This window comes from Streptomyces sp. SL06 (assembly GCF_058244745.1).
Window position 1 is genome coordinate 5,598,379 of the sequence record NZ_JBSYOT010000002.1, and the last position, 13,048, is coordinate 5,611,426.

At 70.3% G+C, this 13,048-nt stretch carries 11 protein-coding genes and 1 pseudogene; 5 read left to right on the forward strand and 7 right to left on the reverse strand.

Annotated features, from left to right (window positions below):
- Positions 1-689 precede the first annotated feature (689 nt).
- The 3 genes and pseudogenes from AC4IHM_RS25630 (at position 690) to AC4IHM_RS25640 (ending at position 4,045) form a co-directional block, all read left to right on the forward strand.
- Positions 690-1,910, forward strand: coding sequence for a helix-turn-helix transcriptional regulator (locus AC4IHM_RS25630; RefSeq protein ID WP_490869354.1), 1,221 nt, complete (start codon positions 690-692; stop codon positions 1,908-1,910).
- A 403-nt stretch (positions 1,911-2,313) separates the two neighbouring features.
- Positions 2,314-2,889: pseudogene (locus AC4IHM_RS25635) on the forward strand (DsbA family oxidoreductase); the annotation flags it as partial.
- A 97-nt stretch (positions 2,890-2,986) separates the two neighbouring features.
- Positions 2,987-4,045 (forward strand): aminotransferase class V-fold PLP-dependent enzyme, encoded by a 1,059-nt coding sequence (locus AC4IHM_RS25640; RefSeq protein ID WP_490869355.1) that lies wholly within the window; start codon positions 2,987-2,989, stop codon positions 4,043-4,045.
- Positions 4,046-4,114: 69 nt separating this feature from the next.
- Here AC4IHM_RS25640 and thpD read toward each other — a convergent pair whose 3' ends face one another.
- From thpD to AC4IHM_RS25665, 5 genes are all read right to left on the reverse strand, one after another.
- Positions 4,115-5,011: an ectoine hydroxylase gene (gene thpD, locus AC4IHM_RS25645; protein ID WP_490869356.1), complete on the reverse strand. Its 897-nt coding sequence runs from the start codon at positions 5,009-5,011 to the stop codon at positions 4,115-4,117.
- Positions 5,012-5,017: 6 nt separating this feature from the next.
- Positions 5,018-5,416 (reverse strand): ectoine synthase, encoded by a 399-nt coding sequence (locus tag AC4IHM_RS25650; RefSeq protein ID WP_490869357.1) that lies wholly within the window; start codon positions 5,414-5,416, stop codon positions 5,018-5,020.
- 87 nt (positions 5,417-5,503) lie between these two features.
- On the reverse strand, positions 5,504-6,775 hold the full coding sequence (ectB, locus tag AC4IHM_RS25655) for a diaminobutyrate--2-oxoglutarate transaminase (protein WP_490869358.1): 1,272 nt from the start codon (positions 6,773-6,775) through the stop codon (positions 5,504-5,506).
- 131 nt (positions 6,776-6,906) lie between these two features.
- A complete protein-coding gene (gene ectA / locus AC4IHM_RS25660; protein ID WP_490869359.1) occupies positions 6,907-7,419 on the reverse strand; it encodes a diaminobutyrate acetyltransferase in 513 nt (170 codons plus the stop codon).
- Positions 7,420-7,748: 329 nt separating this feature from the next.
- Positions 7,749-8,879 (reverse strand): pyridoxal-phosphate-dependent aminotransferase family protein, encoded by a 1,131-nt coding sequence (locus AC4IHM_RS25665; RefSeq protein ID WP_490870933.1) that lies wholly within the window; start codon positions 8,877-8,879, stop codon positions 7,749-7,751.
- A 168-nt stretch (positions 8,880-9,047) separates the two neighbouring features.
- Between AC4IHM_RS25665 and AC4IHM_RS25670 the strand changes: the two genes are divergently transcribed.
- Positions 9,048-10,139 carry an amidohydrolase family protein gene (locus AC4IHM_RS25670; protein ID WP_490869360.1) on the forward strand — a complete coding sequence of 364 codons (1,092 nt, stop codon included), beginning with the start codon at positions 9,048-9,050 and terminating at the stop codon, positions 10,137-10,139.
- Positions 10,140-10,325: 186 nt separating this feature from the next.
- Positions 10,326-11,327, forward strand: a complete 1,002-nt coding sequence (locus AC4IHM_RS25675) for an SCO1860 family LAETG-anchored protein (protein WP_490869361.1) — start codon at positions 10,326-10,328, stop codon at positions 11,325-11,327.
- Positions 11,328-11,415: 88 nt separating this feature from the next.
- Here AC4IHM_RS25675 and AC4IHM_RS25680 read toward each other — a convergent pair whose 3' ends face one another.
- Both AC4IHM_RS25680 and AC4IHM_RS25685 read right to left on the reverse strand, forming a co-directional pair.
- Positions 11,416-12,060, reverse strand: coding sequence for an NADPH-dependent F420 reductase (locus AC4IHM_RS25680; RefSeq protein WP_490869362.1), 645 nt, complete (start codon positions 12,058-12,060; stop codon positions 11,416-11,418).
- A 62-nt stretch (positions 12,061-12,122) separates the two neighbouring features.
- Positions 12,123-12,935 (reverse strand): inositol monophosphatase family protein, encoded by an 813-nt coding sequence (locus AC4IHM_RS25685; protein ID WP_490869363.1) that lies wholly within the window; start codon positions 12,933-12,935, stop codon positions 12,123-12,125.
- Between the last annotated feature and the right edge of the window lie 113 nt (positions 12,936-13,048).

Genomic DNA, 13,048 nt, shown 5'->3' on the forward strand with positions numbered 1-13,048 from the left:
CACCCCCGATGACTCGACCGTCCATTGAGGAATCACCGGGAGCGGGAGTTGGAACCCGCCCCCTCTCGCGCCTGTGCAATCAGCACGGGGGGAGCTGTGCGGCACGAGGGGGACGGGGGTTCAAAGGCGGCCTAATGCGGCCAGCGTGGGAATTGCCGAGGACAGCGCGGCGACCGTGAAGACGAACACGGACCAGCCGAACCGGCGTACGTACTTCACGGCCTTTCCTCGTATGGCACGCAGTTGGGGCAGTCGTCAGGGTGGAACGGGGACGGGGGATGCGTCGGGCCGGGGAGGTAGACCACGCCCGAGGTCACGTCCAGCGCGCCGCCGTACTGGTCCCACCAACCGGCCGGAGAGTCCGCGTACGGGCTTCCGGGGCTGTCTATGAGGCCCTGACTAGCTCAGGGGGCGGGAGAGGCCGCGTACGGCGCTTCTGCGGCTTCACGGGGGCCTGTGTCACGAGTGGTCCGCCCGCAGGTGCCGACGCATCCGCACGTTGCAGTCACTCACGCCGCTTGCGTTCCCGTTGGCCCGCGCTCGGTCTCGGTCGTGTGCGATCACGTCGCAACCGGCGCACCCCGGAACGGGCTTGGGGTCCGGGTCAAGCCTCACGGGGAGGTCTAAGGGCTGCTCCTGGATACGCTGACCAGGGCAGACGGGCAATCCCCGAGAGGAGACCGGCCACGATGACCAGCAGGCGGCGGAGGTTGGCAGAGCGCCGGAAAGCGTGCGGGTACAACCAAGAGGAATTCGCGGAAGCGGTCGGCGTCGATCGCTCAACAGTCCAGCGCTGGGAAAGCGGGAAGACTGACCCGCAACCCTGGCAGCGTCCGAAGATCGCAAAGGTGCTGTCGGTTACGTCGGCGGAACTCGACGCGCTGCTAGTCCCGGATGCATACGCCCCGCCAAAGTCGCGTACTGCTTGGCTATCTGACGCTACGTCAGGTAGTGACGACGAATTCGATGCGCTGGAATTGGCACGGCGTGTATCTGCTAGCGATGTAGGCAAGGAAACGCTAAGTCGTCTAGAACACGCATTCGATGAACTGGCAATGAAATACCCGGTGTCACCGCCGCAAGACTTGCTCGAAAGAGTAAGGAAGCACTCCGCTTATGTCTCACATCTCATGGATGCGCGGATGACTCTTGCGGAACAACGCCGCCTTTACGTGGTCGGCGGATGGTTCCAACTCTTGGGAGCCACGTTGCATATCGACCTGGACCAGGAACACGCGGCGACGGCTCGTTTGAAGACAGCGGCCACCCTTGCGCAGCACGCAGACCACCGCGAAATTGAGGCGTGGTGTTACGAGACTGACGCTTGGCGAGTGCTCACCGATGGCGAATACGTACGCGCGCTAGAACTTGCGCAGATTGCACAGGAGTTGGCACCGGCCGGAACGTCGGCTGCGATCCAGGCGACAGCGCAAGAGGGACGCGCAAGGGCCCGTCTCGGGGAAGGGCCGGAAACGTACGCGGCTATTGAACGGGTGCAACGCATGTCGGGCGCGATGGTTCCGCGTAAGGGCACCGAGCATCACTACCAGTACGACCCCGGTAAAGCGCTGGCCTACACAGCAACGACGCTGGCATGGGTCGGAGATCCCGCAGCCGAGGACTACGCGCGACAGGTAATCGCGCGACTCGCCCCCGCTGACGATGTGGAGAAATGGCCGCGCCGGGCGGCGTCCGCGAACATCGATTTGGCGCTGGCACTGCTCGGCGGTGACCGGCTAGACGAGGCGTGCAACGCAGCACAGCGAGCCATACTGTCCGGCCGCATCGTTCCGTCGAATCACTGGCGTGCGCTGGAAGTCGTCAAGGCTGTGGAGCGGCGACAGCTCCCGGAAGCGTCAGATCTGCGAGAGGCGTACCAGGGATTGAAGGCACTCCCGAGCGGGAGTTAGGGAGCCTCCTCAACGCCGAAATGCCTACGAATCAAAGGTGCCGAAAACCCTTGGTATCACTGGCCGAACGGTACCCGGACACCCCACGCAGGCCGGGATACACGCCTTTATTTCGAAGGTGCCCCGGAAACACAAGAAACCCCCGACGGCCGCGAACGGTCATCGGGGGTCGTGTGCACACCTCGACGTTGAGGTGTGGTCATCGCGTGCCGCAGTTCCGGGGGTGGCCGTCGAGACGTACGAGGCCCGGCAAACGAGGTGCGCCGGACTCATCAGCGGGCCGGCCACTTGGGAGTCTGCGCCGGAATCGGTAGGCGACGAAACCGGACCGGGCCGGTGCATCCGAAGGTTCCCATCCGTCCGCCTTCCCGTACACGTCGAATAGTTCACGTGAACTGGACAAAGGCACAAAAACGACGTGCAGCCCGTGCTGACGATGCTCACCGCCAAGTACGGCATGAGCGAGGCGCAGGCCAGGGCCGGTGAGGACCACCTCGGTGCGCAGGCCGCCGCCGAGGGGCTCGACTACCGCACCCGCGACCGCGACCACGGCAGCACCTTCGACATGCACCGGCTGCTGCACCTCGCCAAGGCGCGGGGCCGGCACGAGGCGCTGCTGGACGCGTTCTACCGGGCAAACTTCGCCGAGGAGCGCTCCGTCTTCAACGACGACGAGCGGCTCGTGGAGCTTGCCGTCCCGGCCGGTCTGGACCCGGACGAGACCCGCGCGGTGCTCGCCGACCCCGCCGCCTACGCCGACGAGGTGCGCGCCGACGAGCACGAGGCCGCGCAGCTCGGGGCCACCGGGGTGCCGTTCTTCGTGCTCGACCGGGCCTACGGTGTCTCCGGCGCCCAGCCCGCCGAGGTCTTCGCCCAGGCGCTGACCCGGGCGTGGGGCGAGCGTGCGTCGCTGAAGCTGGTCGAGAACGAGGGCGCGCAGGCGTGCGGTCCCGATGGGTGCGCGGTGCCCCGGGTCTGAAAACCGCAGGTGAGCGGCCGTTCATAAGGGCTGCTTGGGGAAGCCGCGCGGAAATACGCCGTGGACGGGGGACCTGCGGGGAACGCACAGTGGTGCCATGGAGAGCTTCGAGAATCTCGTCCGTGCCGAGTTCGCCCCGAAGAACACCTACCTGAACACCGCCAGTACCGGCCTGCTCCCGGCCCGGACGCTGGCCGCGATGCATGACGCGGAGGTGTCCGCGGCGCAGGGGCAGCCGTTCGACATGTTCGCCGATGTCGAGGCGGTCCGGGCCGCCTTCGCCCGGCTCCTGGGGGTGCCGGCCACCCGGGTCGCGACCGGGTCGTCCGTCGCCACGTTCAGCGGGCTCGTCGCCGCCTCGCTGCCCGCGGGGGCCGAAGTCCTCACCGCCGAGGCCGACTTCAGCTCCCTGGTGAACCCGCTGTACACGCGCGGCGACCTGAAGGTGCGCGCTGTGCCGCTGGAGCGGATCGCCGAGTCGGTCGGGCCGGACACCGCGCTCGTCGCGGTCAGCTTCGTCCAGTCAGCCGACGGGCGCGTCGCCGACCTCGCGGCGCTGCGGGACGCCGCGCGGGCGCACGGGGCGCGGACGCTGATCGACGCCTCCCAGTCCAACGGGTGGCTGCCGCTGGCGGCGGACGACTTCGACTTCGTGGTCGCCGTCGCCTACAAGTGGGTGCTGTGCCCGCGGGGCGTCGGCTTCCTCGTCGTACCGGACGACCTGGGAGCGTCGGCCGGGCTGCGGCCGCTGTTCGCCGGGTGGGCGTCGGGCGAGCACCCCTGGGACAGCTGCTACGGACCCGTGGAGGAACTCGCGCACTCCGCGCGGCGGTTCGACGAGAGTCCGGCCCTCTTCTCGTACACGGGCGCCCGGCGCTCCCTGGCCCTGATCGAGGAACTCGGCGTGGACGCGGTGCACGCCCACGACACTGCCCTCGCCGACCGGTTTCGCCGGGGCGTGCGCTCGCTGGGCCACGAGCCGGTGCCCGCACCGGGCTCCGCGATCGTGTCCGTCCCCGGACTCGGCCACCGCCAGGGCGAGTTGAGCCGCGCCGGGGTCCAGGTCTCCGACCGCGCGGGCAACCTGCGGGCCGCCTTCCACGTGTACAACACCGCGACAGACGTTGACCACTTGCTGAACGCGCTGACGGCCTGACGGCCGGGCGGTGGCGGGCAGGGGTCTTCGGGGCGTGTGCGAAGGCCCCTGCCCGGAGGCGCGGGTGGGTCACCTCACCGGAGTGAAGTCCCGTGCGCCGATGAAGTCCGGTCGTCGGATCGGTGCCGCGAACGGGTCGACCGCCGCGTTCTCCACGCTGTTGAAGACGATGAACACGTTGCTGCGCGGGAACGGCGTGATGTTGTCGCCCGAACCGTGCATGCAGTTGCAGTCGAACCAGGTCGCCGAGCCGGCCCTGCCGGTGAACAGCTTGATGCCGTACTCGGAGGCCATCCTGGTCAGCGCCTCGTCGGACGGCGTCCCCGCGTCCTGCATCTGCAGGGACTTCTTGTAGTTGTCCTTCGGTGTGGCCCCCGCGCACCCGAGGAACGTCTTGTGCGACCCCGGCATGATCATGAGACCGCCGTTGGTGTCGTAGTTCTCGGTGAGCGCGATCGAGACCGATATCGTCCGCATGTTCGGCAGACCGTCCTCGGCGTGCCAGGTCTCGAAGTCCGAGTGCCAGTAGAAGCCGCTGGCCCCGAAGCCCGGCTTGACGTTGATCCGCGACTGGTGGACGTACACGTCCGAGCCCAGGATCTGCCGGGCCCGCCCGACCACGCGCTCGTCGCGCACCAGCTGTGCGAAGACCTCGCTGATCCTGTGCACCTCGAAGACCGAGCGGATCTCCTTGGACTGCGGCTCGACGATCGAGCGCTCGTCCGCGCGGATGGCCGGGTCGGCGATGAGCCGCTCCAGCTCGCGCTGGTAGACGCCGACCTCGTCGGGGCCGATCAGCTGGTCGACGGCGAGGAATCCGTCGCGCTCCAGGGACCGCAGGTCACCGGCCGGGACGGGGCCGGGCGCGTCCGGGGAGCCCCAGACGACCGGATCCTGCCGGGGGGTTGCCACCTCGGTGGCGCCGCGGGTGGGATAGAGATCGGTGACATTCGTGGTCGTGGTCACGGTGACTCACACCTCCTCGGTGAGCAGCGGGTAGACGCCGTTCTCGTCGTGATCCTCCCGTCCGGTCACGGGCGGGTTGAAGACACAGATGCAGTGGAAGTCCTCCTTGACCTTGAGCGTGTGCCGCTCGTGGCCGTTGAGGAGATACATCGTGCCGGGCGTGATGTGGTACGTCTCCCCAGTCTCGCGGTCGGTCAGCTCGGCGTCACCCTTTGTGCAGACGACAGCCTCGATGTGGTTCGCGTACCACATCGACGTCTCCGTACCCGCGTACAGAATCGTCTCGTGCACGGAGAAGCCGACCTTCTCCTTGGCGAGGACGATGCGCTTGCTCTCCCAGGTGCCGGACGCCGATTTCACGTGCCGGTCGGTGCCTTCGATCTCCTTGAACGAACGGACGATCACGGTGTTGCGATGCCTCCTAGGTGAAGGGTGTGCGGGGTTCCCCGGTGCCCCGGCCGCGCGGGCCGGGGCACCGGAAGCACGGTGGTCTCAGGCGGTCTCGCGGACGGCCCGAGCGAGGGTCTTGAGCCCCTCGTCCAGCTCCTCGGGCGTGATGGTGAGCGCCGGGAGCAGCTTGACGACCTCGCTCTCGGGGCCGGAGGTCTCGATCAGCAGCCCGAGTTCGAAGGCCCGCTTGGCGACCTTGCCCGCGCGCTCCTTGTCGTGGAACTCCAGGCCCCAGACCAGGCCGCGGCCCCGGTACTCCTTGATGTCGGCGAGGTTCTCCTCGGTGATGGCGATCATGTGCTGCTCGACCTGCTCACCGCGCTTGCGGGTCTGCTTCTCCATCGCCGACCCGTCGGCCCAGTACGCCTCAAGCGTGGCGGTCGCCGTGACGAAGGCGGGGTTGTTGCCGCGGAAGGTGCCGTTGTGCTCGCCCGGCTCCCAGACGTCCAGCTCGGGCTTGAACAGGGTCAGCGCCATGGGCAGGCCGTAGCCGCTGATCGACTTGGAGACGGTCACGATGTCCGGCGTGATGCCCGCCTCCTCGAAGGAGAAGAAGGCGCCGGTACGGCCGCAGCCCATCTGGATGTCGTCGACGATGAGCAGCATGTCCTGGCGTTCGCACAGCTCGGACAGGGCGCGCAGCCACTCGGGCCGGGCGACGTTGATGCCGCCCTCGCCCTGCACGGTCTCGACGATCACGGCGGCCGGCTTGTTGAGGCCGGAGCCCTGGTCCTCCAGGAGCCGCTCGAACCAGAGGAAGTCCTCGACGGTGCCGTCGAAGTAGTTGTCGAACGGCATGGGCGTGCCGTGCACCAGCGGGATGCCGGCGCCGGCCCGCTTGAAGGCGTTGCCGGTCACGGCGAGCGAGCCAAGCGACATGCCGTGGAAGGCGTTGGTGAACGACACGATCGACTCGCGCCCCTTCACCTTGCGCGCCAGCTTCAGCGCGGACTCCACGGCGTTGGTGCCCGTCGGGCCCGGGAACATGACCTTGTACGGCAGGTCGCGGGGGCGCAGGACGATGTTCTGGAAGGTCTCCAGGAAGCGGCGCTTGGCGGTGGTCGACATGTCGAGCCCGTGCGTGACGCCGTCCCGCTCCAGGTAGTCGATCAGCGCGCGTTTCAGGACGGCGTTGTTGTGCCCGTAGTTGAGCGAGCCCGCTCCGGCGAAGAAGTCGAGGTACTCGTGGCCGTCCTCGTCGTACATGCGGCTGCCGAGCGCACGGTCGAAGATGGTGGGCCAGCCGCGGCAGTAGCTGCGCACCTCGGACTCGACGGTCTCGAAGACGCTGAGGTCGGGCTGGGTGATGGTCACGACGAATCGCTCCTCGTTGGGTGAGGGTGGGAGAGGAAGGTCGTACGGATCCGGCGGAACCGGTGCGGTCCCGGCCGGGAAGTCTGGGGGCCGGACGGTCGGGGGTGCCCGGCGTCCGGAGGGCCGGTCGGTCAGCCGGCGGCGGACAGGGGACCGATGCGGTACAGGACCTCGGGCTCGTGCGGCCCGTCGGGGAACAGACTCGCGTCGAACAGCACCTCGCGCTCCAGCCGGGCGCCGTGGCGCTCGGCGAACGAGGTGAACAGCCGCTGCGAAGCGGTGTTGTCGGGTGAGATGGTGGTCTCCAGGGCGGTAAGTCCGCGCTCCGCGACGGTGCGGGCGGCCAGCCCGTCGAGCAGGGCGGCGGCGAGCCCGCGCCCGCGGTACGCCTCGTCCACCGCCACCTGCCACACGAGCAGGGTGTCCGGCCGGTCGGGTCGTACGTAACCGGTGACGAAGCCGACCGGCCCACCGCGCTCGTCGCGGGCGACGGCCGAGGTGGCGGCGAAGTCCCGGCACCAGAGCAGATAGCTGTAGGACGAGTTCAGGTCGAGGACCTCGGAATCCCTCGCTATCCGCCACAGGGCGGCCCCGTCGGCCACTCTCGGACGATCGATTTGCAGGTCTGCTTGCGCGGCAGTCATGCAAATTGAATTTACCCAGGGAAAATTGAAATTGCATCGCCGGACAGGGTTACGTATGGGCGCCCCATGTGTTATCACGCGTGCGCGTACCCCCGCGCGAAGGAGCGGCGATATGTTTGGGTTTGTCCGGGTCATACACCGCAAAACCGGCAGCATGTGTAACGGGTCACAATCATGTAACCCGTGCGAGACGTGCCCGAAATGCGAAGCTCGGCGTTCGTGAAATCTTTGTGTTTAGGTCCCGGGAAAGCGGGCAGAAGAATACGGGAAGCTGCGCCGAAGGAAATTCCTTAATTCTGTTTGTGTGAGATTCAGGAATTACTTCGAATTCACTCTTCCGAAAGGCCTGGTCGGGCCGGCCGCTCCCAGGCCTCCTCGACGGCCCGCCGGGCGGCCTCCAGATCGGCCTTCAGCCCCTTCTCCGCCAGCGCGGCACCCAGTGCCGCCAGGGCCCCCTGCACGGCCCCGCGGGTCGCGTTCGGACCGTAGTGGTTGACCCGGATCATCTCGGCGGCCAGCGCGCCGCCGCCCGCGGCCAGCGGCAGCGCCGGGTCGGACTCCAGGGCGCGGGCCACCAGCGCGGCGGCGTCCACGTCCGACGGCGTCCTGAGCGTCGTCGCGACCGGCGCCGCGTCCCGGGCCTCGTGCACGTACGGCTCAAGACCGCCGCCCAGCGCCGGCGCGCCGGCCCGGGTGGCCGCCGCGGCCGCCGCGTGCCGCGCCATCACCGCGTCGACGCCCTCCGCCTCGATGCGCTCCACGCACGCCTCCAGCGCGAGCATCTCCAACTGCGCCGGCGCGTGCGGCAGCACCTTGCGCCCGCCGTCGATCCAGCGCTCCTTCCAGTCCAGCAGGGACAGGTACGAGCGGCGCGGTGCCCGCGGGTTCGCCGCCATCCGCGCCCACGCCCGCTCGCTCACCGACACCGCGGACACACCGGCCGGACCGCCCATCGCCTTCTGCGCGCCGATGACGCACAGGTCCACGCCCCACTCGTCCGGCAGCACCGGCTCGGCGCCCACGGAGGCCACGGCGTCCAGGTAGAACAGCGCGCCGTGCGCCCGCACCACCTCACCGACCTCCGCGACCGGGTTGGTGTTCCCTGTCGCCGCCTCGGCGTGCACCAGGGACACGAAGTCGATCTCCGGGTGCTCGGCGAAGGCCGCACGGACCTGCTCGGCGGAGACGGCCGCGTGGAAGGGCACCGCGATGTCGTGCACGCTCGCGCCGCAGTCCCGCAGCCAGTTCCCGAACGTCTGCCCGTAGGGCCCCGTGACGACGTTCAGCGCGACGGTGCCTGGACCGGCGGCGGCGCGGATCGCGCCCTCCAGCGGCAGCAGGGCCTCACCCTGCATGATCACGACATCCTGCCCGGTGCCGAGCAGCCGCGCGACCCGGTCCTCGACGGCGGCGAAACGGCCGGCGCTCAGCGGGGCGAGGTCCAGGAAGGGATGGGTCACGGTGGTGCTCTCTTCACTCACGGGCCGGCGTACGGAACGTACGGAGTCGAGAGTAACCACGGCCCTCGCCGGCACTCGCGCCGGAGTCCGTCCGTTGCGACACCCCCACGCCCGGAATCCTCGCTTCCACCTCGTACGCCTGTCCGGTCACCGTTTAGGGTGCGGGGCATGAGCGATCACACGGTGCTGCACGTGAAGGGTCGGGTGCTCGTCGGACCGCAGGAGGTCCGCGACGAGGTGTGGGTCGTCGACGGCCGGATCTCGTACGACCGGCCCGTGAACGCCCCCAACGTCCGCACCGTCGAGGGCTGGGCGCTGCCCGGACTGGTCGACGCGCACTGCCACGTCGGCCTCGACCGGCACGGCGCGGTCCCCGACAACGTCGCCGAGAAGCAGGCGCTCACCGACCGGGAGGTCGGCACCCTGCTGATCCGCGACGCGGGCTCGCCCTCCGACACCCGCTGGATCGACGACCGCGAGGACCTCCCGAAGATCATCCGCGCGGGCCGGCACATCGCCCGCACCCGCCGCTACATCCGTAACTACGCCTGGGAGATCGAGCCCGAGGACCTCGTCGCGTACGTCGGCCAGGAGGCCAGGCGCGGCGACGGCTGGGTCAAGCTGGTCGGCGACTGGATCGACCGCGACCTCGGCGACCTGTCCGCCTGCTGGCCGCGCGGCGCCGTGCGGGCGGCGATCGCCGAGGCGCACCGGCTGGGCGCCCGCGTCACCGCGCACTGCTTCGCCGAGGACTCCCTGCGCGATCTGGTCGAGGCCGGCATCGACTGCGTCGAGCACGCCACCGGGCTGACGGACGACACCATCCCGCTCTTCGCCGAACGGGGCGTCGCCATCGTGCCCACGCTCGTCAACATCGCCACCTTCCCCGCGCTCGCCGACGGCGGAGAGTCCCGGTTCCCGCGCTGGTCGGCCCATATGCGCCGGCTGCACGCCCGGCGCCACGAGACGGTGCGCGACGCCTACGACGCGGGCGTCGCGGTGTTCGTCGGCACCGACGCGGGCGGCTCCCTCGCCCACGGTCTCGTCGGGGCGGAGGTCGCCGAGCTGGTCACCGCGGGCATCCCGCCCGCCGAGGCCCTCGCGGCGGCGACCTGGGCCGCCCGGCGGTGGCTCGGCCGACCGGGCCTGGACGAGGGCGCGCCTGCCGACCTGGTGGTGTTCGACGAGGACCCGCGCGCGGACGTGCGCGTGCTCGTCGCTCCGCGCCGGGTGGTGCTCAACGGACGGGTCGTCGGTTAGCCGACCCGGGTGACGCCGGGGAACGCCCGTGCCGAGGGATTCGAAAACACTCGCGGAAACCCCACGAAGGGGTGAAGTGACCCGAGATCGCTGACGGTTCGCCGGACGCGGGGACATTCTTTCCGGGTCCCAAGCATGTCGCTCATGCGTGTCCCGCACGCATGTCTTACTGGGGGTCCCACCACCTTGAACGGCAACACCTTCCGCATGCCCGCACGCCGCCTCGTGACCGTCGCGGCGGCCACGGCCCTGGCCGCGGGTCCCGCGGCCCTGGCCGGCGCGGGCACCGTCCACGCGACCGACGACCACGGCCGCGCGAGCGCCACCGTCCTGCGCACCGGGCTCGACGTGTCCCTGCTCAACAAGACCGTGAACGTCCCGCTCGCGGTCACCCTCAACGAGGTGCAGGCACCCGAGAGCGCCCGGAAGACCGCGCTGACCGCCCGGCTGGACGGCGTCGACGGCGGCAGGCCCTTCAGCGTCCTGCGCGCCGACGTGGCCGACGCCGCCGCCACGACGACCGCGGCGAAGAGCGAGGGCCGCACCGAACTGGTCCGCGCCCGGATCCACGTGCCCGGCCTGCCGCTGCTGTCGGTGATCGAGGTCCAGCAGGTCACCTCCCGGGCCACCTGCGAGGCCGGCGAGCAGCCGGTCGCCGACGCCAATCTGCTGGGCACCGTGAAGGTCCTCGGCAAGAAGGTCACGCTGACCACCGGCGGGCCCACCGAGGTGAAGGTGCCCGGCGTCGGAGAGGTCAGGCTCGACCTGTCGAAGACGCAGACCACCTCCCGTACGGCCGCCGCCACCGCGCTCGAACTCAAGGTGTCCGTCAACCCGCTCGACCTGAACGTGGCCGAGGTCGACGGCACCGTGACCCTGGCCGAGGCGACCTGCGAGTCGCCCTCGGCCCCGGCGGACCAGGCCGGACAGCCCCCGGCCAAGGCCGAGGAACCCGCTGCCGAGGCGGCCGGCGAGCCGCCGGCCGAGGCCGAGAAGCCGCCGGCCGGGAAGGACGCCGAGCCCGCCGCCGAACCGGCGGTCGACGTGAAGGCCCAGGGCGCCCGCGCCGAGGCCGACCTGGCCGAGACGGGCGGCAGCTCGGCGACCCCGTACGTGGCCGCGGGCGCCGTCGCCCTGGTCCTGGCGGGCGGCGGAGCCCTGTTCCTGAGCCGCCGCAGGAGCGGCTGACCGCAGGGCACGAGCGGCCGGGCGGGTTCGCCCGCGGCCTTCCCGCCCGGCGCCGGCTCCCGCCCCGCGGCTCCGGGCGGGAGCCGGCTCAGCGGGCGAGGGAGACGGCGAAGGGCTGGAAGCCGTGCCGGCGCAGGACGTGCGGGACGACCAGGATCATGGCCTCGGTGGCGCGGGCCGTGGTGACGTCCCCGAGGTCCTCGATCCACGAGGGCTGCCAGCCCAGGTCCCGCAGCAGCCCGGTGACGGTGCTCTTCGCGGATTCGTCGTCGCCCGAGACATAGACGGTCGGCGGGGTGGCCAGGATGTCCGGGGCGGTCATGACCATGAACAGCATGGTGTTGAGGGTCTTGACCACCCGGGTGTCCGGCAGGGCGGCCTGAAGCCGTTCGGCGAGGCTGCTGCCGGGGTAGCACAGGTCGCCGGGCAGCCCGTCGATGTCGCGGGTGGCGTTGGAGACGTCGACGAGGATCTTCCCGGTGAGTTCGGCGCGCAGGCCGCTCAGGAGTTCCAGGGCGCCGGCGCCGGGCGTCGCGTTGATCACAACGTCCCCGGTGCGGGCGGCGGTGCGCTGGTCGGCGAAGGAGACGCGCGGGCCGATGTCCTCGGCGGGCACCGGGGTCCGCTCCCGCGGGCTGCGGCGGCCGAGGACGACGTGGTGTCCGGCCGCGGCGAGCTTGCGGGCGAGGCCGGCGCCGACGCGTCCGGCCCCCAGGATGCCGATGCTGGTCATGAGGTGATGCTCCTTGCGGTGTCGGGCGGTGAAACGGGGGGGCGGGGCGGGGCGCCGCGCGGTCAGGCGATCGGCGCCAGGATGTCGAGGGCGGCGCCGTGGACGCCGGGGGCGGCGGCCAGGAAGTCCCGGGATGCCGTGCTCCAGGGCTTGCCGGCCAGGTCGGTGACGGTGCCCCCGGCCTCGGAGACCAGCAGGGCGCCGGCCACCAGGCCGGAGCGGACGTCGGAGAACTGGTAGAAGGCGTCCATGCGCCCGGCGGCGACATGGATGAGCTGCATCGTGGCGGGAACCGACACGCGCACCACGAGCGCGCCGGAGAGCATCGCGGTGACCGACTCGCCGATCCGCCGGAAGGTGTGCTCGGCCTCGCCCGGCTTGGCCTGCCCGGTGCCGACGAGCGCGGCGCCCAGGTCGGTCTTGGCGGACACCTTCAGGGGCCGGTCGTTGAGGCGGGCACCGCCGCCCGCGACGGCCGTGTAGGTGTCGCCGCTCAGCGGCAGGTGGACGACGGTGAGCACCGGCCGGTTGTCGCTGACAAGGGTGGCGGTGACGGCCCACTCCGACATGGCGTGCACATGGTTGATGTTGCCCTCGGCCGGGTCGGCGACCCACCACTCCCCGGGCGGGAGCGCGCCGCCGGCCAGCTCGTCCTCGGCCCACTGCGCTCCGGGCCGGGCCCGCAGCAGCGGTTCCCGCAGCACCTCCAGCACCGCGTCGTCGTTGGCGTGGATCTCGGCGACGACCTCGTCCAGGCTCACGCCCCGGGCGTCCGGGGTGCAGCGGTCGAGCAGTGTCCGTCCGGCGTCGCGCACCGCGGCCGTCACGGCGGACAGGAACGTCGGGTCGGCGTCGAAAGGCATGGCTGAACTCATGGGGAACTCCAGGGGGTTCGGTCTGCTGCGGGGGGTTGTCCCGCTCCCGCACCTCGAACCTAGGGCGCCCGACGATTAACAACAAGTGCATGCTTCTCACTTGTAAAGTTACC